The sequence below is a fragment of the Mesorhizobium sp. C416B genome (genome assembly GCF_030323165.1).
Lineage (GTDB): Bacteria > Pseudomonadota > Alphaproteobacteria > Rhizobiales > Rhizobiaceae > Mesorhizobium.
Genome location: NZ_CP100471.1, coordinates 255,247 through 275,664 on the forward strand (window position 1 = coordinate 255,247; position 20,418 = coordinate 275,664).

General features: G+C 62.6%; 17 protein-coding genes. 10 read left to right on the forward strand and 7 right to left on the reverse strand.

Annotated elements, in window-relative coordinates; genetic code table 11:
- Positions 1-68 precede the first annotated feature (68 nt).
- Positions 69-1,727 carry a cytochrome c oxidase subunit I gene (gene ctaD, locus NLY43_RS01345; protein WP_023710466.1) on the reverse strand — a complete coding sequence of 553 codons (1,659 nt, stop codon included), beginning with the start codon at positions 1,725-1,727 and terminating at the stop codon, positions 69-71.
- A gap of 312 nt (positions 1,728-2,039) precedes the next feature.
- Between ctaD and NLY43_RS01350 the strand changes: the two genes are divergently transcribed.
- From NLY43_RS01350 to NLY43_RS01370, 5 genes are all read left to right on the forward strand, one after another.
- Positions 2,040-2,867: a DUF2243 domain-containing protein gene (locus NLY43_RS01350; protein ID WP_023710464.1), complete on the forward strand. Its 828-nt coding sequence runs from the start codon at positions 2,040-2,042 to the stop codon at positions 2,865-2,867.
- A gap of 30 nt (positions 2,868-2,897) precedes the next feature.
- Complete coding sequence (locus NLY43_RS01355) at positions 2,898-4,274, forward strand: NAD(P)/FAD-dependent oxidoreductase (protein WP_023693465.1); 1,377 nt, start codon at positions 2,898-2,900, stop codon at positions 4,272-4,274.
- Between the two features lie 242 nt (positions 4,275-4,516).
- Positions 4,517-6,028, forward strand: a complete 1,512-nt coding sequence (locus NLY43_RS01360) for a protein adenylyltransferase SelO (RefSeq protein WP_023710463.1) — start codon at positions 4,517-4,519, stop codon at positions 6,026-6,028.
- Positions 6,029-6,685: 657 nt separating this feature from the next.
- On the forward strand, positions 6,686-6,871 hold the full coding sequence (locus NLY43_RS01365; protein WP_023682450.1) for a hypothetical protein: 186 nt from the start codon (positions 6,686-6,688) through the stop codon (positions 6,869-6,871).
- Between the two features lie 2 nt (positions 6,872-6,873).
- On the forward strand, positions 6,874-7,074 hold the full coding sequence (locus NLY43_RS01370) for a hypothetical protein (protein ID WP_081725396.1): 201 nt from the start codon (positions 6,874-6,876) through the stop codon (positions 7,072-7,074).
- Between the two features lie 605 nt (positions 7,075-7,679).
- Here the strand turns inward: NLY43_RS01370 and NLY43_RS01375 are convergent.
- On the reverse strand, positions 7,680-7,838 hold the full coding sequence (locus tag NLY43_RS01375; protein ID WP_023710462.1) for a hypothetical protein: 159 nt from the start codon (positions 7,836-7,838) through the stop codon (positions 7,680-7,682).
- Positions 7,839-8,022: 184 nt separating this feature from the next.
- Entirely contained in the window at positions 8,023-8,529 is a 507-nt protein-coding gene (locus NLY43_RS32675) for a DUF982 domain-containing protein (protein ID WP_373432840.1), read from the reverse strand.
- Between NLY43_RS32675 and NLY43_RS01385 the strand changes: the two genes are divergently transcribed.
- The 5 genes from NLY43_RS01385 (at position 8,515) to NLY43_RS01405 (ending at position 16,150) form a co-directional block, all read left to right on the forward strand.
- The gene (locus NLY43_RS01385) at positions 8,515-9,576 is read left to right on the forward strand and encodes a glycosyltransferase family 4 protein (RefSeq protein ID WP_023710461.1); all 1,062 of its coding nucleotides are present in this window, start codon (positions 8,515-8,517) and stop codon (positions 9,574-9,576) included. The genes NLY43_RS32675 and NLY43_RS01385 overlap by 15 nt on opposite strands.
- Positions 9,577-9,619: 43 nt before the next feature.
- Positions 9,620-11,782 carry an amylo-alpha-1,6-glucosidase gene (locus NLY43_RS01390; protein ID WP_023710460.1) on the forward strand — a complete coding sequence of 721 codons (2,163 nt, stop codon included), beginning with the start codon at positions 9,620-9,622 and terminating at the stop codon, positions 11,780-11,782.
- Between the two features lie 144 nt (positions 11,783-11,926).
- A complete protein-coding gene (locus NLY43_RS01395) occupies positions 11,927-13,708 on the forward strand; it encodes an alpha,alpha-trehalose-phosphate synthase (UDP-forming) (RefSeq protein WP_023710459.1) in 1,782 nt (593 codons plus the stop codon).
- Positions 13,705-14,493, forward strand: coding sequence for a trehalose-phosphatase (gene otsB / locus NLY43_RS01400; RefSeq protein ID WP_031202108.1), 789 nt, complete (start codon positions 13,705-13,707; stop codon positions 14,491-14,493). The genes NLY43_RS01395 and otsB overlap by 4 nt, the downstream gene beginning before the upstream one ends.
- Positions 14,494-14,692: 199 nt before the next feature.
- A complete protein-coding gene (locus NLY43_RS01405) occupies positions 14,693-16,150 on the forward strand; it encodes an NCS1 family nucleobase:cation symporter-1 (RefSeq protein WP_023710457.1) in 1,458 nt (485 codons plus the stop codon).
- 82 nt (positions 16,151-16,232) lie between these two features.
- On the opposite strand, the gene NLY43_RS01410 is transcribed toward NLY43_RS01405, so the two are convergent.
- From NLY43_RS01410 to secG, 4 genes are all read right to left on the reverse strand, one after another.
- On the reverse strand, positions 16,233-16,769 hold the full coding sequence (locus NLY43_RS01410) for a DUF1697 domain-containing protein (RefSeq protein ID WP_023822677.1): 537 nt from the start codon (positions 16,767-16,769) through the stop codon (positions 16,233-16,235).
- Between the two features lie 24 nt (positions 16,770-16,793).
- Positions 16,794-18,431: a CTP synthase gene (pyrG, locus tag NLY43_RS01415; RefSeq protein ID WP_081725397.1), complete on the reverse strand. Its 1,638-nt coding sequence runs from the start codon at positions 18,429-18,431 to the stop codon at positions 16,794-16,796.
- Between the two features lie 154 nt (positions 18,432-18,585).
- On the reverse strand, positions 18,586-19,704 hold the full coding sequence (locus tag NLY43_RS01420; RefSeq protein WP_023693456.1) for a L,D-transpeptidase: 1,119 nt from the start codon (positions 19,702-19,704) through the stop codon (positions 18,586-18,588).
- A gap of 201 nt (positions 19,705-19,905) precedes the next feature.
- Positions 19,906-20,406 (reverse strand): preprotein translocase subunit SecG, encoded by a 501-nt coding sequence (secG, locus tag NLY43_RS01425; RefSeq protein ID WP_023688558.1) that lies wholly within the window; start codon positions 20,404-20,406, stop codon positions 19,906-19,908.
- Positions 20,407-20,418 lie beyond the last annotated feature (12 nt).

Below are 20,418 nucleotides of genomic sequence, written 5' to 3' on the forward strand. Positions count from 1 at the left end.
CCGGCAGGCTGAAGTTCGCCTCAGCGGCGAACCGGGCTGGCTTGCGCACAGGAGTTCGACACCCGGCCTCATCTGATTTGCGGCAGCCTGTCCCATTGATGGAAAGGGGGTGGAGAGGTCAGCTCCCACTCCAATGTGGTAGCTCCTGGCCCCCATGGGTTCATGCCGGCGGCTCTTTGCCGGTAGAAAGCTTCCAAGATGCCGAAGAGGAAAATCACGACACTCGCGGCCGACAGGTACGATCCATACGAGGACACCATGTTCCAGCCGGCGAATGCGTCGGGATAGTCGACATAGCGACGCGGCATGCCCGCCAATCCAAGGAAGTGATGGGGGAAGAAGACGAGGTTCACGCCGACGAAGGTCGTCCAGAAATGGACCCCAGCCAGAAGCGGATTGTAGAGATATCCCGTCATTTTCGGAAACCAGTAATACCAGCCCGCGAAGATGCCGAAGATCGCTCCCAGTGAAAGTATGTAGTGGAAATGCGCGACGACGAAGTATGTGTCGTGCAGTTCACGGTCGAGGCCGGCATTTGCGAGTTGAACGCCCGTCACCCCGCCTACGGTGAACAGGAATATGAAGCCGAGGGCCCAGAGCATCGGCGTCCGCAGGCCGACCGAGCCGCCCCACATGGTTGCAATCCAGGAGAACACTTTTATCCCGGTCGGCACTGCGATCACCATCGTGGCGAAGGTGAAGTAGCGCTGCGTGTCGAGGCCTATCCCGCTGGTGTACATATGGTGGGCCCAGACGACGAAGCCGATCACCCCGATCGCCACGATTGCGTAGACCATCCCGAGATACCCGAAGATCGGCTTTCGCGAGAAGGTCGAGATCACCTGGCTGACGATGCCGAACGCCGGCAGGATCATGATGTAGACTTCCGGGTGGCCGAAGAACCAGAAGAGATGCTGGTACAGCAGCGGGTCGCCTCCGCCGTCCGGCGCGAAGAACGTGGTTCCGAAATTGCGATCAGTCAGGAGCATGGTGATGGCGCCGGCCAGCACCGGCAGAGCCAGCAGCAGCAGGAAGGCGGTGATGAGGATCGACCACACAAACAGGGGCATCTTGTGCAGGGTCATCCCCGGCGCGCGCATGTTGAAGATGGTGGTGATGAAGTTGATGGCTCCCAGGATCGAGGAGGCGCCCGCAATGTGCAGAGACAGGATGACCAGATCCACGGCGGGACCGGGATGGCCGGAGGTCGACAGCGGCGGGTACAGGAACCAGCCGGTCCCAGGGCCATAGCCGCCGGGGACGCTGGGCATGAAGATCGACAATAAAAGCAACATCAATGCCGGCGGCAGCAGCCAGAACGAGATGTTGTTCATGCGCGGGAAGGCCATGTCGGGGGCGCCGATCATGATCGGAACCATCCAGTTGGCGAAGCCGCCGATCAGGGCGGGCATCACAGTGTAGAAGATCATGATCAGCGCGTGGGCCGTGGTGAAGACGTTGTAAAGCTGCTTGCCGGCGTCGATCGCCGCGTCGCCCTGGTAACCGTAGATCATCGACGCCAGTCCGGGGAAAAACTGGATCCCGGGTTGCTGCAGCTCGATTCGCATGCTCACCGACAAGAGCATGCCGATCACCCCCGCGATGAAAGCGAAGACCAGATAGAGTGTGCCGATGTCCTTGTGGTTGGTCGAAAACAGCCATCGGGTGATGCCGCTCGGCTGATGGCCGTCGAGACCGCCCGGATCTGCCGCCGTATATTCGTTCATGACCTTCTCCGCTTGAGCCGTCCGTCGCCAGCATCGAACCGTGCTGGAACTTGATTGTTCCCTCCACCGAACCGACAGCCAGGAACATTCCACGGAAGCCGCTGTTAGGTTCCGCGCGGCCGACCCTGCGCGGCTGAGGATCGACGTCCATGCTGGCGATAATTGCTGCGACACTGGTTCTGACGACGGTGGTTGGTGGGCTGATATCCGCCTTCTGGCTCGAGGCGCGTCATGGTCTCCATGACCCCATGCCGCCGGACATGTCGGTGCGCAGGCAACTGAACGCCCCGGCCTGGAGCCGGTGGTCCTGACATGGACGCGATCACCGCGACACTCGACCCGAGAACGCGAGCCGGCTGGCTGCTGCTCGGCTTCGCGCTCGGCGGTTTCTTCGACGGCATCGTCCTGCATCAGATCCTGCAATGGCATCATCTTCTCTCGGGCGTCGCCGATCCGGTGGGTTCCGACCTGCGCTTCCAGATCATGGCCGACGGCCTCTTCCATCTTTGCATGTATGTGCTCGCCGTCGCCGGCACGGTGCTGCTGGTGGCCGCGAGGGCGGCCGGCGCGCGGCCCGGGACCACCACGGAGATCCTGCGGCTCGCCTTCGCCGGGTTCGGCGTCTGGCATGTCGTCGATGCCGTCGTGTTTCACTGGCTGCTGGGTCTGCACCGGATCAAGATGAACAGCGACTTGCCGCTCGCCTGGGATATTGCGTGGCTGGTCATCTTCGGCATCGTGCCGCTTGTGTTGGTGCTGGTGCTGCCCAACCGCGGCGGACCGGCACGCGGTGCTTCGGCAGCGCTGACCAGCATCGTCCTGCTTGCGGGACTGGCAGCCGGCGCCGGCCCGTTCTTCAACGGCGCCGCCAATTCCATCATCGTCTTTCGGGCCGGGATGGAACCGGCGGCGATGATGCGGGCCGTTGAAGTCGCCGACGCCCATCTCAAATGGGTCGACGCCAGCGGCACCATCTGGGCGGTCGACCGCGTCTCATGGCGCGGGTTGGTAGCTCTTCACGCGCGCGGCGCCCTTGTGGTCAGCACGACGCCTGTCATTGCCGGATGCCTTGCCTGGACCGATGCCGCCGGAGTGAGCAGTAGCTCCAGCCAGCAGCGAGGCACTCCTGCCAGGCTATGACTTCCGGACAGGGATAGGGGAGTATCAAGCATGCAATTCGCCACCGAGAGCAGCCACGGCCGGAGCCTGACACCGCGCATCGTCGTGGTCGGCGGAGGCTTTGCCGGTCTGGAGGTTGCCAAGGCGCTCGGCAAGGCGGAAATCGGGGTGACGATCATCGACCGCCACAATCACCACCTGTTCCAGCCCTTGCTCTATCAGGTTGCAACCGCCGCCTTGTCGGCGCCTGACATCGCCGAGCCCATCCGCAAGATCCTGGGCCGCTATCCCTCGGTTCAGGTCCTCTTCGGCGATGTCACCGAGATCGGCACCGAGGCCAGGATACTGGTGCTGGCCGATGGGACCACGGTCCCCTACGACATCCTGGTCTTGGCCACTGGTTCGCAGCCATTCTATTTCGGCCAGGAGAGCTGGGCTCGGGTCTGTCCCGGTTTGAAGACCATCGAGGACGCGCGCACGATCCGGTCACGGCTGCTGCTATCGTTCGAGCACGCGGAACGGACCACCGATCCAGTCGAGCAATCCCGGCTGATGACGATCGCCATTATCGGCGGCGGCCCGACCGGTGTCGAACTGGCGGGCTCGATCGCCGAACTCAGCCGGCACACACTGGCGCGCGACTTCCGCAACATCCGGCCCGAGAAGACAAGGATCATACTGGTAGAAGCCGGCGAGCGTCTGCTCGCCGGATTCGCCCCGGAGCTTTCCAGATATGCACGTCTGCGCCTTGAAAGCCTGGGCGTCGAGGTCGCGCTCGGCAACCGGGTCGAGGCGATCGAAGCGCATCAGATCACCGTCGGCGGCCAGGTGATCCCGGTGGCCTTGACGCTCTGGGCCGCCGGGGTGGCGGCTTCTCCGCTGGTCGCCCAGCTTGGTGTCGGGCTCGACCGCGGCGGTCGGGTGAAGGTCGAATCCGACCTGCAGGTCGTCGGCCATCCCGATGTCTTCGCGCTTGGCGACGTCGCACTGGTCCTCGATGGGAACGGCCAGCCATTGCCGGGTCTTGCCCAGGTCGCCAAGCAGCAGGGCGAGCACCTCGGCAAGGCACTGGCACGCCGGATAGATGCTGGCGATACGCTGCCCGCTTTTGTCTTCAGCAATCGAGGCAACACGGCCATTGTCGGCCGCCACGCTGCCGTGTTCGAATCGGGTAGGCTGAAACTGAAAGGCTGGTTCGCCTGGTCTGCCTGGGCGCTCATCCATGTCTACCTGCTCGTCGGTTTTCAGCACCGCGTTCAGGTCTCGATCCAGTGGCTCTGGCGCTACCTGACCTATGAGCGTGGCGCCCGGCTCATCGCCGAGGAGCGAGTCGAACCGGGTTCGAAATCATCGCCGGGAGCGGCCCCGAGAGAGCCGCTGCCAACCAAGGCAGACGCCGCCCCGGCATTGCACGCCCGCACTGACTAGATTGCCGGGTGCTCAGTTCGGAGACAGTGGCGATGCGGGGTCAGCTCTGGATTCCGCCACGGCCCGTCGTCCCACGGCAGCCCGAACCTCGATAGTTGAGGCGGGTGGTTCCCAGCTTGTATCCGGTGCCGGCCTGATGGATCCGGATGGCACCAACGACGTTGCGTCCCTATATGAACAAATGAACACAGGCTCCTCGAAACGGGATCTGTTGAACCCCTCCTCTTCAGAGACAGCTCGTCATGACGTCACCTGCGACTGCTGAACAACCCCCGGTCATTCAGACGGGGCTTCCCGCCCTGAGCAACAGCTATGCGCAATTGCCGGAGCGCTTCTTCGCGCAAACAGATCCGAAGCCGGTGTCCGAACCGCGGCTGATCCGGTTCAACCGGCACCTCGCGGAGGAACTCGGGCTCGATGCCGACCAGCTTACCAGCCCGGATGGAGTGGCGATGCTTGCCGGCAACAGATTTCCGGAAGGGTTGCAAGCAATCGCCCTGGCCTATGCGGGCCACCAGTTCGGAAACTTCGTGCCTCAGCTTGGCGACGGGCGCGCCCTGCTGCTTGGCGAAGTGGTGGACGTCAACGGCGTTCGCCGTGACATCCAGCTGAAAGGATCGGGACCAACGCGGTTCTCGCGCAACGGCGACGGCCGCGCCGCACTCGGCCCTGTCCTGCGCGAATATGTCGTCAGCGAAGCGATGGGGGCGCTCGGCATTCCGACGACGCGAAGCCTTGCGGCGGTGCTCACCGGCGACCCGGTCTATCGCGAGGTCCGGCTGCCCGGCGCCGTCCTGACACGGGTGGCGGCAAGCCATATCAGGATCGGCACGTTCCAATATTTCGCCGCGCGCCACGACACCGAGGCGCTCAAGATACTGGCCGACTATGCCATTCAGCGTCACTTCCCACAGCTGGCGGGGGAAGCACGGCCGTACCGGGCTTTGCTGGAGGCCGTTGTCGCCGCACAGGCGGACCTGGTGGCGCGCTGGATGCTGGTCGGCTTCATCCATGGCGTCATGAACACCGACAACATGTCGATCTCGGGCGAGACGATCGACTATGGCCCATGCGCCTTCATGGACGCTTACGACCCCAGCGCGGTGTTCAGTTCGATAGACCGCGCCGGTCGCTATGCCTATGCCAACCAGCCTCGTGTCGCCACATGGAACCTTGCGCGCTTTGCCGAGACCCTGCTGCCGCTCATGAGCACGGACGAGAATGAAGCAGTGTCTGAAGCGGAAGAGGTGCTGAGGTCGTTCCAGGCCTCCTATGAGGCTGTGTTGCAGCGCGGCTTCCGCAGAAAACTCGGACTGCTGACCGAAGCGGAAGGCGACTTGCAGCTCGCTGCCGACTTTCTGGACGTGCTGGCTCACGGCGAAGCGGACTTTACGCTCGGCTTTCGGCGCCTGGGCGATGACCTCGACGCTGCGGACGGCCAAGGCACGGCGCGGCAGTTGTTTAAGGATCCAGGTGCATTCGATGCCTGGTCGGCGCGGTGGCGCCAGCGCATCGCAAGCGAGGGCGACACGGCCACGCGCCGTTCTGCCATGCAATCGGTCAATCCCAAATTCATCCCCCGCAATCATCGCATCGAGGCGATGATCCAGGCGGCGTTGGGCGGTGACTTCACACTGTTCGAGGAGATCCTGGCGGTCGTCAGCCGTCCCTTCGATGAGCAGCCGGGAATGGAACGCTTTGCTGAGCCGCCACGCCCGGATGAGCGCGTCCTGCAGACATTCTGCGGTACATGAGACATTCGTGATGGTCGCTTAACATGTGCAAATGCGGAAGACCCATTAGCAAGCTATCGTCACGGGCACTCTCGTAGGGGCTGAGCTATGACGATCATAGAATTGGCATTCGAATTGCTGGCACGGAAGCTCGTAGACCGTACCGGAATATCAGACGAAGATGCTCGAGACCTTGTCGCAGCCATGGGAGCTGACTGGTCATCGCTCGTGCGAGCAGCGAGGGCGATCAAAGAGGCTTAGGTCTTTTGACGTCGTTTTAGCTGCCATCAGCTGCAGGCAGATCGGACCAGAGGCTGCTGCCGCGATCCAGGCGCGACACCACGCTCGTCACCGATCGTGTCAGCAACGTGGTCAAGCACTGTATTTCGGTCGCTCCAATTGACCGGGTACAACACGCTGCTCTCCTGAATGCCACTGCAGGCCGCTACGCAAGTCGCCGGAAGCTCGCAATAAACTGCGATAGCAGCCCAGGCTTAGGATTTATATTGCAGGCCCGCACCACTGGCGGGGCGACGCGGGCGGGCCGCTGCTGTTCGTTGAAATCCGCGTTGGGAGTCAGATTCCGTCGGCACCGAAATCACAGGTGCTGACGAAGCAGACGGAACTTCCCCCCACGATCACGGTTGGGAGTCACGAGACCAACCCAAGGAGATGCAGATGTCGAGCAAAATGCCGCCCGTGCCGCCTGAGAACCAGAGCCAGAAGGGTCGAGGAGAAGGGCGACAGATTAGCCACGATGATGCCCAGCACGGCACTCACGGAGCGCCGGATCCGGAGCGCCAAGGGCAGCAAGCCAACACCAAGGTCAACACCACTCATCAGGGCCGTCAGCAGGATCGGTGATCATGTCCACATCGAAGAAACACCCGAACACGATCCGGCAGGGCGGGCCAGGCGCATCGCACGAGAACGCCAGAAAACCCCTGCAGGTCAACAAACCCCCGGCGGATGAAGACCGTCGATCCAAAAGCCGAGTTTCAGGGGGTGGCGGTGAAAAGGACAGTCATCATTCGCACAATCCAGCCAAGAAGGGTAGCAACAGTTGAACCCACGGCTTTGTGAATGATTGTGCTAAAGCGCGCCGCGTGTGCATGTCATTGTCTCACAACCGAGCCTTTTTTTGAGTGACATGCATTAGCCGGACCAGGGTGAGGATCAGCGAGTCGAGACGCCCGGAAAAACCGGAGGCCGTGGGCCCGCACCACTGGCGGAGCGATGCGGGCCCGGCCAAGGGTTACGGCCCTCGACCAGCAGCGAGGGGCTCGCTGCCGCATCCAGAACAAGCCCCGTAATTTCAGGTTCCGCTTATATACAAAAAAGCCGGCCACCTTTCGGCAGCCGGCCAGTTCCAACAGAACAAGGGAACGTGCACTGATGGGGCAGTGCAACGCCCGAAGTGTTTCGAGGCGACGATGTTCCACCGGAAATCCACGGATTCGCCGTTTCGATCTACATTGGCCGGATTGAAATATCTCTGACGATCTCTCCCAAGTTCTCGCGGAGCCCCCGGTCCGACGTGTGGCGCCCTGTCTGCGCCTTGGCTCTCTATGCGGCCAGCAAGCTCATCCTTGAAGAATGTGCCCGCCGCGACTGCCGCGCGCGTCAAACACCGGCGTGCAATTGGTCGAGCGCGCGGCAGACCGGGGACGCGTCAAGTCGAGCGTCTGTCGACGTAGGTGTAGACGCCGGCCCCAATGGCGACCGCGCCGACCGTGATCACGATCGATGGCGCGCCCATCAAACTGGCAAGGACCGCCCAGATGAGGGCGATGACGATAGCGCCGAGTGTTCCCACGATCAGTTTCGGCATTGTCTACCCCTCCACGTTCGGACCGCCCGTGGATGGTCGTCACCCACCGGTCATGCGAAACGCCGCATGAAAGCACAGTGTGGCCCATGAGGTGAAGGGCCGCGCCGGAATACCCGGTGCGAAAAAGATGATGCCCGCGCCGCCAAAGCCCGGGTGTTCAATAGCCAAATGGCTGGACCGGCGCCTAGCGCCTCAGCGCGTGGACTTCCGCCATGCTTTCGCCGCCCATCGGCAGCGCCATGTCATCATCGAGCAGCCGGGTGATGCGGGCAAAGCCCGTAAACGCCTTCCTGGCTGCTTCGGCCGACATTCTGCCCGACAGGGCCGCGGAGCAGCAATTCACGGCGCATTGATACACAGGCCCACGCCGTCCCAATGGCCATTTCTGCAAAAAGACCATCGCTTCGGCAACGCTATCGACTTCCTCGACGGGGTGTCCCTGCCCGCGCGCAATGCGCACGGGCGTAAAGAAATGCAAGCGGTCCATTTTGTTCTCTCCCTGGTCGGCCGCAGCGCGAACCAACCCTACTAAATTCGCGGATGGCGCGTTTGTTCCGCTTATTGCAAAAAAATCTGCGCTGGTGGGCTTGGGTTGCCGACGCCCGCTTTTGTCCGGAACGTTAGGCCGGCTGATGCATTTCGCTCTCGTGATTGCCTTGAGGGACACGTTCAAACCATGCGCATAGCCCATGTCGCCCCTTTGCACGAATCGGTGCCACCCCTTCTCTATGGCGGCACCGAGCGCATCGTTTCCTATCTGACCGAAGGGCTGGTCGAACTCGGCCATGAGGTGACGCTGTTCGCCAGCGGCGACAGCCGGACGTCGGCCAGACTGATACCAGGTCGCGAACGCGCGCTACGCCTCGATCCGCGTCCACTGAAATCGGACACGGCGGCGCATCTTGCGATGCTTGCCGATGTGAGGAACCGAGCCCACGACTTTGATATCATTCATTTTCATCTCAGCCATTTCCTGCATTTCTCGTTCTTCGAGACCATGCCGGACAAGACGGTGACGACGCCTCATGGCCGGCTCGATTATGTCGATCTGGCGCCAGCCTATGAGCGTTTTCCGCGCTTTCCGCTGATCTCGATCTCGCATAGCCAGAAGACCGGGCTTGCGAATGCCAATTGGCTGGCCACCATCCATCACGGGCTGCCGACGAGTCTCTATCAGCCGACCTTCGAGACGGCGGCAGGCGAACCATACCTCGCCTTTCTCGGCCGGCTTTCGCGCGACAAGCGGCCGGACCGGGCCATCGACATCGCCTTGCGCTCGGGCATGAAACTCAAGCTGGCGGCCAAGATCGGCGACTATGATCGCGCCTATTTCCATGAGACGATCGAGCCGTTGATCGATGGCGACCGCATCGACTATGTCGGCGAGATCGCCGAGAGTGAGAAGACTGAATTCCTCGGCAATGCCGCTGGTCTGCTGTTTCCGATAGACTGGCCCGAGCCGTTCGGCCTTGCCGCGATCGAGGCGATGGCGTGCGGTACGCCAACCATCGGCTGGAACTGCGGTGCGTTGCCGGAAGTCATCGACCATGGCGTTACCGGATTTGTCGTCGATTCTCTCGACGCCGCGGTCGCCGCGGTGCCGGCCTTGCTGCAACTCGACCGGCGAAAGGTGCGCGCCGTCTTCGAAAGTCGGTTCTCCGCCAACAGGATGGCGCGCGACTATCTCACTGCCTATGCGCGTCTCATCGGCGCCCCGGCTGAATCGAAAGCGTCGTGAACGACGGCGGACGTTCCGAGCCCGAAACAGAGATTTGTGACTGATGACCGAACTTGACGAGCGCAAGCTCGACCCTGCCGTGGCCCTTGCCTCCCTGGACGAAACCGCGCCGCGCGAGCCGCACCGGCTGTTTGCCCTGAAGCAAGGCGACTGTTTTGCCGTGGCCGATGCCTACGGCGATATCAGGGGTGCGGGCGACGGTTTCTTCCGTGACGACACCCGGGTGCTGTCGGAGTTCAGGCTCACCGTCGGCGGCCGGCAGACATCGCTGCTCGGCGCCTCGCTCAGCCAGGACAATGTGCTGTTCACCAGCAATATGACCAATTTGCCGATGCAAAGCGTCGGTGGCCGCGACATCCCGCAGGGCGCCATCCATATCGAGCGCGTCAGGCTGTTGTGGCAGGACCGGCTGTTCGAGCGCATCACCCTTTCCAACTACAGCCAGGAGCATTCGGCAATCCGCGTCTCGCTGCATTTTGCCGCCGATTTCCGCGACATGTTCGAGGTGCGCGGTTCGACCCGGCCGAAGCGCGGAATGGCGCATGCAGCGGAGATCGCGCCTGCCTCGGTGCTGCTGCGCTATGACGGACTGGACGGGCTGGCGCGGGTGTCGGCGATCTCGTTCTCGCAGCCGCCAGACCAGTTGAGGGCCGAGCGCGCGGATTTCCTCATCGCAGTGACCAAGCGCAGCAGCAAGATGCTTTACGTCGAGGTCGGCGCGGAACTGACCGAAACGCCCGACCGCGACCGCTTCCGGGCGGCCGCGGCGCGCGCCCGTTTCGGCATGCGGGCCAAGCGCCGCCATGGCGCGACGGTGCACAGTTCGGGTCGCGTCTTCAACGATTGGGTCGAACGCGCCCGCGCGGATGTCGCCTTGCTGACCACCGAGTTGTCGACCGGCCCCTACCCCTATGCCGGCATCCCCTGGTTTTCGACGGCCTTCGGCCGTGACGGCGTCATCTCGGCGCTGCAGATGCTATGGCTCAACCCCGGCCTGGCGCGCGGCGTGCTTGCCTTCCTCGCCCAGCACCAGGCGACCGAGACATCGCCTTTCAGCGACTCGCAGCCCGGCAAGATCATGCACGAGACGCGCAAGGGCGAGATGGTGGCGCTGCAGGAGCTACCCTTCGGCCGCTACTATGGCGGCGTTGATACCACGCCGCTCTACATCCACCTCGCTTGCGCCTATGCCGAGCGCACCGGCGACATGGACTTCATCGCCAGCCTGTGGCCGTCTCTCTGCGCCGCCGCCAAGTGGACGGAAGAGGCGAGCCGCGCAACCGGCTTCGTCACCTATCAGCGCGCTGCCGAATCCGGCCTTGCGAACCAGGGCTGGAAGGACAGCTTCGACTCGGTCTTCCACGCCGACGGGCGCATTCCCAAGGGGCCGATCGCGCTGGTCGAAGTGCAGGGTTATGTCTTCGCCGCCTTCAGGGGCCTTGCCGCTCTCGCCCGCCGCCGGGGCGAGTTCGCACAGGCCGAGCACTGGGAAAATCGCGCCGAAGAGATGCGGATCGCCGTCGAGCGTGATTTCTGGCTGGACGATCTCGGCTTCTATGCGCTGGCGATCGACGGCGCCGGAGAGCCGTGCAAGGTGCGCACGTCGAATGCCGGACACCTGCTCTACGTCGGCCTGCCCGAACCGGCGCGGGCTAAGATGGTCGCCGACCAGTTGCTTTCGGCTTCCTTCCACTCCGGCTGGGGGGTGCGAACGCTTTCCGACGATGCTGTGCTGTTCAACCCGATGTCGTACCACAATGGTTCCATCTGGCCGCATGACACGGCGATGTGCGGCGCCGGCCTGGCGCGGTTCGGCGAGCGTGACAGCGTGGTGCGGCTGATGAGCGGTACGTTCGAATCGGCAGTGCATTTCAACATGCGACTGCCGGAACTGTTCTGCGGTTTCACCCGCTCGCCGGGCGAAGCGCCGATCGCCTACCCCGTCGCCTGCCTGCCGCAAGCGTGGTCGGCAGGCTCGGCCTTCATGCTGATGCAGGCGTGCCTCGGTCTGGAAATCGACGGCTGGAACGGCGAAATCCACGTCACTCGACCCCGTTTGCCGATCGGCATCGATACGCTGACGCTCAGGCATCTGGGTGTCGGCGAAAAGAGGGTCGATCTTACCTTCCAGCGCGTCGGCGACCGCGTCGTCGCCTTTCTCGCCGACCGCCATGAAGGGCTGGTTCCGCTGATCGTGCGGACATGATCTGAACGGCCTTCAACGGGAACCGAACCCAGGGTTGGTGCGTTGCGAAAAACACAGGTTCTCACGGGCGATCGTCGGCTGCGAACACTCAAATCGAACCATGAAGAAAAAGGCCCTGACGGCCAAAATTGAGTTGGAATTGGAATGACTGATTATGGCATGGCCCTGCTCTGGGTCTTGATCCTTGCAAGCCTTGGCCTTTCGATTCTAGCCGTTCTGTTATCGATCTCCAGGCAACGTCGTAGCCATAGCTTGACGGTTGCACCGACTGCCGGCGAGGACGTCGCATCGGAAGCGACGCGCAAGGTCTTGCGGGAGTTCGAGAAGAACGGACAATCTCCCGACGCGGCGCTGGTGAACTGGTCGCCCGACACCTTGCGCAAGATACTTGCCGACGACCTGCCGGACGCGCAGGTCATCGTCGTCTCGAACCGAGAACCCTATATCCACAACATCAAGGACGACGGCGTCGAGCTTCTGGTGCCGGCCAGCGGCCTGGTGTCGGCGCTTGAGCCTATCACCCGCGCCTGCAGCGGCACCTGGATCGCCTATGGCGGCGGAACTGCGGATCGTCTGACGGTCGACAGCAACGATCGGGTTCAGGTGCCGCCGGACAATCCGTCCTATACGCTGCGCCGCGTGTGGCTGAGCGACGACGAATATCAGGGCTATTATCTCGGCTTTGCCAATGAAGGGCTTTGGCCGCTCTGCCATATCGCCTTCACACGGCCGGTCTTCCGTGCCTCGGACTGGGAGGCCTATGAGGCCGTCAACCGCAAATTCGCCGATATGGTGGTTGCCGAGGCGCGCAATGAGCGGCCGATCGTGCTGGTTCAGGATTACCATTTCGCGCTCCTGCCGCGCATGATCCGCGAGCGCCTGCCGGAGGCGATCATCATCACCTTCTGGCACATCCCGTGGCCGAACTCCGAAGTGTTCAGCATCTGCCCATGGCGCGAACGCGTTCTTGATGGACTGCTCGGGAGCTCGATCATCGGCTTTCACACCCAGTTTCATGCCAATAATTTCACTGAAAGCGTAGACAGGTTCCTGGAAAGCCGGATCGAGCGCGCCGACGCCGCGATCTCGTATGGCGGGCGGACGACCCTGGTGCACGCCTATCCCATCTCCATCGAATGGCCGGCCGAACTCCTGGCCAAACTGCCACCGGTCGAGGAAAGCCGCGCCCGCCTGCGTGAGCGGTTCGGCCTGTCGGCGGACGTCAAGCTGTGCGTCGGCGTCGAGCGCCTGGACTACACCAAGGGCATCCTCGACCGCTTCCATGCGCTGGACGAATTGTTTACGCGCCACCCCGAGTGGATCGGCAAGGTAGTGTTCCTGCAGATTGCTGCCCCAAGCCGCGGCACGCTGCCGGCCTACCAGCAATTGCACGATGAATGCCTGCGTTATGCCAACGAGCTCAACCAGCGCTACGGTCATGACGGCTACAAGCCCGTGGTCATGGTGGCTGAGCACCATTCGCAGCAACAGATCTATGAGATCTATCGCGCCGCCGACATCTGCATGGTCACCAGCCTGCATGACGGCATGAACCTCGTAGCCAAGGAATTCGTCGCCGCGCGTGACGACGAACAGGGCGTGCTGTTGCTCAGCACGTTTGCCGGCGCGTCGCGCGAACTGCTGGAAGCACTGATCGTCAATCCTTACGACGCGGCGATGATGAGCCAGGTGTTGCTGCAGGCGCTGACCATGTCACCGGACGAACAACGCGAGCGCATGCGCCCGATGCGCGAAATAGTGCGCGACAACAATGTCTTTCGCTGGGCCGGCAGCATGCTGCTCGATGCGGCGCGCCTGCGCAAACGCGGCGACCTCGAAAGAGCGACAAGTGTCGCCGAGCGGCCCGCAAACACCGGCAGCAACATCGTCTCACTGTTCGACCGCATGCGGAAGGTGGCGTCATGAATAGCCTGTCGAAAGCACCGGGCCTGCCAACCGCACCCGACCTGCCGGAAGGACAATGGGCGCTTTTCCTCGACATCGACGGCACGTTGCTGGAGCACGCCGCGCACCCCGACGCCGTGTCCGTGAGCGACGAACTGCGCAACCTCCTCGGCATCGTCGATGAACGGCTGGACGGCGCTGTCGCCTTTATCACCGGCCGCTCGGTCGAAGGCGCCGACCGCCTGTTTCATCCGTTGAAGCTGCGTGTTGCGGGTCTTTATGGGCTGGAACACCGGCTGACGCCGGACGGCCCGGTCGTTACCGCCGATGCTCCCGCCGATATCGCTGCCCTTGCCGACGCCATCGAAGCCGAACTGGATGATGGCCTTGTTCATATCGAGCGCAAGGGTCCGATCCTCGCCATCCATACGCGTGCGGCGCCGCATCTGCTGGCCAGGGCAACGCATCTCGCCGAACAGGCATTGACCGAGCTTCCCAAGGGCTATCGGGTTATCCCGGGCAACGCCGGCGTCGAACTCATGCCGCTCGAAGCGGCCAAGGGCGCTGCCGTGCGGCGTTTCATGGCAATCCCGCCCTTTGCCGGACGGCGGCCGGTCTTTCTCGGCGACGACACCGCCGACGAAAACGGTTTCGAGGCGATCAACGAGGCCGGCGGCATCTCGATCCGGGTCAAGCCGCATGGGCCGACCGTGGCCCAATACAGGCTCGATGATGTCACCTGCGCGATAGCTTGGCTTGCCGCCAATTTCGACGCATCACCGGCCCTCAACCGCAAAGCGTCCTGATCGCTGCCCCTGCGGATCGAATCAAGATCGCCGCGTTTGCGCCGACCTTCGCCAAAAGCCGATCGATAAGCGCTGTTCTCATTGAATATCTTTAAGGCCAAAGCCGGCAAATGGATTGCTTGCCGGTTCCCCTGCGTCAGGCATAACCTGCGCAGTCGACGCGTGAGGGCGCGTGCGGCATCAAGGGGAGGACATCGCAGTGACCATACAAGGCGCATCACCTGATCTATACAATGAGGATCTGGCTCCGGCCAAAGTCCGAAACTGGGGGCCGTTCTCTATCTTCAACGTCTGGACGTCGGACGTCCACAGCCTCTGGGGCTATTATCTCGCCGCAAGCCTGTTCCTGTTTTGCGGCGGCTTCGTCAATTTCATCATCGCCATCGGCATCGGTTCGCTGATCATCTACGCGCTGATGAACATGGTCGGCTATGCCGGCGTGAAGACCGGCGTGCCCTACCCCGTGCTGGCGCGCGCCTCCTTCGGCATCTGGGGCGCCAACATTCCGGCCCTGGTGCGCGCCATCGTAGCCTGCTTCTGGTACGGCGCGCAGACGGCGGCGGCATCGGGCGCGATCGTGGCGTTGCTGATCCGCTCGCAATGGTTCGCCGATTTCAACGCCAACACGCATTTCCTCGGCCATACGGGTCTGGAAGTGATCTGTTTTGTGGTCATCTGGGCACTGCAATTGCTGATCATCCAGAACGGCATGGAAACGGTGCGCCGCTTCCAGGATTGGGCCGGCCCGGCGGTGTGGGTGATGATGTTGATCCTGGCGATCTATCTCTGTGTAAAATCCGGGAGATTTGCCTTCACCAGCGACATCCCGATGGATGTGCTGCTCGACAAGACAAAGGATGCCGGCGTACCCGGAACCCCTGGCTCCTGGACGTCGCTGTTTGCGGTGGCGGCGATCTGGGTCACCTATTTCTCGGCGCTCTATCTCAATTTCTGCGATTTCGCCCGCTATGCCCCAGACAAGGCATCGCTGCGCAAGGGCAACATCTGGGGCCTGCCGATCAATCTCATCCTGTTCTCGCTGGTCGCCGGCGTGACCACCATCGCTGCCTTCGACGTGTATGGCGAAGTGCTTCTGCATCCCGACCAGATCTCGGCGAAATTCGACAGCTGGTTCCTGGCAGCGCTTGCAGCCCTGACTTTTGCCGTGGCGACGCTCGGCATCAATGTGGTGGCAAACTTCGTCTCGCCGGCCTTCGACTTCTCCAATGTCTTTCCCCGGCAGATCGACTTCAAGAAGGGCGGCTATATCGCGGCCGTGATCGCGCTGGTGCTTTATCCCTTCGCGCCGTGGGAAGGCAGTGCCGCGTCTTTCGTCAACGTCATCGGCGCGACGATGGGGCCGATCTTCGGGGTGATGATGGTCGACTACTATCTGATCCGGAAGGGCGAGGTCGACGTCGAGGCACTGTACCGCGAACATGGCGAGTTCCGCTTCCAGGGCGGCTGGCACGTCAACGCCTTCATAGCCGCCGGCATCGGCGCCATCTTCTCCTCGGTCCTGCCGAACTTCACCAACTTGCTGCCGGCATGGTGGGGCGTTTATGGCTGGTTCTTCGGTGTCGGCATTGCAGGGGTCATCTACTACGTCCTTCGCACCGCCGCCCTTGGCGCAGGGGCCAGGACGGCAAAGGCGTGAAATGAGAGATAGGGAGTAGTCAGTAGTCAGTAGTCAGTGGGAATAGTATAATCCCTACTCCCTACTCCCTACTCCCTACTCCCTACTCCACCATCTCAGCCAATCTCCGCACCGTGTTCCAGTTGCGTGCGGTGCCGATGCCCATGCGCTTGTGGTTCATGGCAGCGAGCAGCCGCGAGCTTGGCCGCTCGCGCGAAAAGACGACCCAGATGTCGCCATCGACCGAAGCCACCTTCTCGTCCTCGGCGGCATAGGTCTGGAGCGCGGCCACACCATCCGCTGGCGCTGGCTTGCGCATCACCCGCACAGCCACCTGATCGCCTGCCTCGGCAGAGTCGGCCGGGAATGGGTTGCCGGCGGCAAGTTTCAGCCAATCCTCGGCAGTGCGCACGATGATGACGACGTTGCGGCCGAAGGTTTTTTCGAAGGCCGTTTCCAGCCGCTGTTCCAGCTTGGCGATGCCGGTCGCCCGTGTCTCGAAGACCAGATTGCCGGTCGCCACCAGGGTGCGCGGGTTCTTCAGCCCAAGCTGTTCAGCCATCGCCTTGAGGTCGGCCATGACGACCCGGCGGCCTTCGCCGAGGATAATGCTGTAGAGCAGCGCAACATAGGTCTGCATCAGCTGCGAAATCTCACCGTGGCCCTAGACCAGTCGCGACTGGTCCACCGCGGCCGAGATGAAGCTGGCGAACAGGGGATGCGGCTCAAGCGGCCGGCTCTTCAGCTCCGGATGGTACTGGACGCCGATGAACCAGGGATGGTCGGGGTATTCGACCGTTTCCGGCAGCACGCCGTCGGGCGACATGCCGGCAAACACCAGGCCGCAATCTTCCAGCCGCTCCTTGTAGTCGATATTGACCTCGTAGCGGTGGCGATGGCGCTCGGAAATCTGGGTGTCGCCATAGATGTCGGCGATCTTCGAACCCTTGGCGAGTTCAGCCTGATAGGCGCCAAGCCGCATGGTGCCGCCGAGATCGCCCGTTTCGCGGCGCTTCTCCAGCATGTTGCCTTTCAGCCATTCGGTCATCAGGCCGACGACCGGCTCGTCGGTCGGACCGAATTCGGTCGACGAGGCGTGTTCGACGCCGGCCAGCGAGCGCGCTGCCTCGATGCAGGCCATCTGCATACCGAAGCAGATGCCGAAATACGGCACCTTGCGCTCGCGGGCGAATTTCGCGGCCAGGATCTTGCCTTCCGAGCCGCGCTCGCCGAAGCCGCCGGGCACCAGGATGCCATGCACCTTTTCCAGCCACGGCGTCGGGTCTTCCTTCTCGAAAATCTCGCTCTCGATCCAGTCGAGCTTGACCTTGACGCGGTTGGCCATGCCGCCATGCGACAAAGCCTCGATCAGCGATTTGTAGGCATCCTTGAGGCCGGTGTATTTGCCGACAATGGCGATCGTTACCTCGCCTTCCGGATTGTGGATGCGGTTGGACACGGCCTGCCAGGGCTCCATGCGCGGCTTCGGCGCCGGATCGATACCGAAGGCGGCCAGCACTTCCGAATCGAGCCCTTCCTTGTGGTAAGCCATCGGCACGTCATAGATGTGGGGCACGTCGAGCGCCTGGATGACGGCACTTTCGCGCACATTGCAGAACAGCGACAGTTTTCTGCGCTCTTCCTTGGGGATGGCGCGGTCGGCGCGGACCAGCAGGATATCGGGCGCGATGCCGATGCCGCGCAGTTCCTTGACCGAATGCTGGGTCGGCTTGGTCTTCAGCTCGCCGGCCGTGGGGATGTAAGGCATCAAGGTCAGGTGGACATAGACGGCGTTGTTGCGCGGCAGATCGTTGCCGAGCTGGCGGATCGCCTCGAGAAACGGCATCGCCTCGATATCGCCAACCGTGCCGCCGATTTCGCACAGCACGAAATCATAGTCGTCATTGCCGTCGAGCACGAAATTCTTGATCTCATCGGTGACATGCGGAATGACCTGCACGGTGGCACCGAGATAGTCGCCGCGCCGTTCGCGCTCGATGATGTTCTTGTAGATGCGGCCGGTGGTGATGTTGTCCTGCTGGTTGGCCGAGCGGCCGGTGAAGCGCTCGTAATGGCCAAGATCGAGATCGGTCTCGGCGCCGTCATCGGTGACGAAAACCTCGCCATGCTGGTAAGGCGACATCGTTCCGGGATCGACATTGAGATAGGGATCGAGCTTTTTGATGCGTGCGCGATAGCCTCGCGCCTGCAAGAGAGCCCCAAGGGCCGCTGCAGCGATGCCTTTTCCAAGTGAGGAAACCACGCCGCCTGTGATGAATACATATCGCGCCATGGGAGTCATCGCTTAACGCGGCCGAATTGATTCCGCCAGAGAAAAAACCGCCGCTGAGGCTTTTTCCAGAGAAGGCGCGATAGTCCCGAGGTTCGAGACTGGTGTTTTGGTCAAAACAAAAGGGCCGGCAAAAGCCGGCCCTTTCGGCAGGTTTGTGAAAGCGTCAGATGATGACGACCTTGGTGCCGACCCTGACGCGGCTGTAGAGGTCCATGACGTGCTCGTTGATCATGCGGAAGCAGCCATTGGAAGCGCTGGTTCCGATCGACTGCGGCGCGATGGTGCCGTGGATGCGCAGATGCGTGTCCTTCTTGCCGTCGTAGAGATAGATGGCGCGGGCGCCGAGCGGGTTCTGGCCGCCGCCGGGCATGCCGTCCTTGTACTGGCCGTAATGCTTGGGTTCGCGCTTCTGCATGTCGAGCGTCGGGATCCAGCGCGGCCATTCCTGCTTGTCGCCAACGGCAACCTTGCCCTTGAACTGCAGGCCTTCGCGGCCGACCGCGATCGCATAGCGGCGGGCGGTGAAAGCCGATTCGACGAGGTAGAGGCGGCGCGCGCTGGTATCGATGACGATCGTACCCGGCTCATAGCCGCTGAATTCGACGTCCTGCGGCACGAATTCCGGCTTCACCTTGAACTGCTTCTTGGCTTGCCGCTTGGCGAGAGCCTGGTCGAGCGCGCGCGTTTCGGGGAGATAGGCAATCGACGAGGCAGAGGACGTGCCGCCGAACAGGCCGGCGAACAGTCCGCCACTCGTCGGCTTCTGGCCCGGGGCCTCGCTGCGCAATTCGCCATTGTTGCCGGTCAGCGCGATATTCATCGCTTCGGCCGGAAGCGGTTCAGCCGATTCGATCGGCTCGATCGGCGCGATCGGGTCAACCGGAGCGATGATCTTGGTGGTCTTCTTGCCTGGCTTGGCGTCGGCAACCACGACCGGCTTGCCCTTGCTTGCCAGGAACGCCTGGCGCTGGGCATCGGCCCTGGCTTTCGCCGCATCGCGCATCGCCAGCTTGCGGGCCTCGAGCGCCTTGACGCGGGCGAGATCCCTGTCGGCGGCGATCTTGTCTTCGAGCTTGCTGATCTGAGCCAGATCATCCGGGCTCGGGTTTTTCTTCTTCTTGAGAAGCTTCAGCTGCGTCGCATCGCTCTTGGCGGCGACGTTGATGACAGCGGTTTTGCCAACCGCCTGCGGTGAGGTCATTGCCGGAGTGCCGGCGAAGACCGCGGAGCTCATGCCGAATACGGCACAAAACCCCATGAAAATGAAGCTGCGAAGCTGCATGGCGAAGATCCGATCGTTCAATGCTTGTTGCCCACGGCGTCGCCCGGCGCCCCCCAAGGGCGCAGAAAGTGCCGCCGGCAATCTATAATCGAAGTGGCGTACGGGCCTCAAGCACGGGGTGCGGTCGAATCTTCGTGATCGTGTGCCATTTGCCGCGACTGTGTTGAAACAACAACAGATCGCGGCACCGGACGCTACCGACTACTGGTTCGGAACCTGCGGCGTGACCGGCAAGGTAACGCCATTGGTAGCCGGCGGCGCAGCCGAATCGGTTGCAGGTGGCGTCGCCGGAGATGGAGCCGTCGCCGGGGCTGTGGTGGCGGGAGCCGTCGCGGGCGGCGTCGTGGCGGCGCCGTTGGCCGCGGGCGCGGCCGGTGCGGTGTTGCCCGAAGGCGGCGTCGGCGCCGTCGTGCCGGGCAACTGATTGAGCACGCCGTTGCCGCTGTCGGCCGGCACGCGGTCGAGAATGTCGATCGGTTTTTCGCCATAGCGTGCAACGATCGAGAGTGTCAGCGACGTCACGAAGAAGGCCGCGGCCAGGATCGCCGTCGCCCGCGTCAGCGCATTGGCGGCGCCACGCGCGGTCATGAAACCGGAACCGCCGCCAATGCCGAGACCACCGCCTTCGGAGCGTTGCAGCAGTACCACGCCGACAAGGGCGAGCACGACCATGAGGTGGATGACGATCAGTACGGTTTCCATATTTTATCCTGG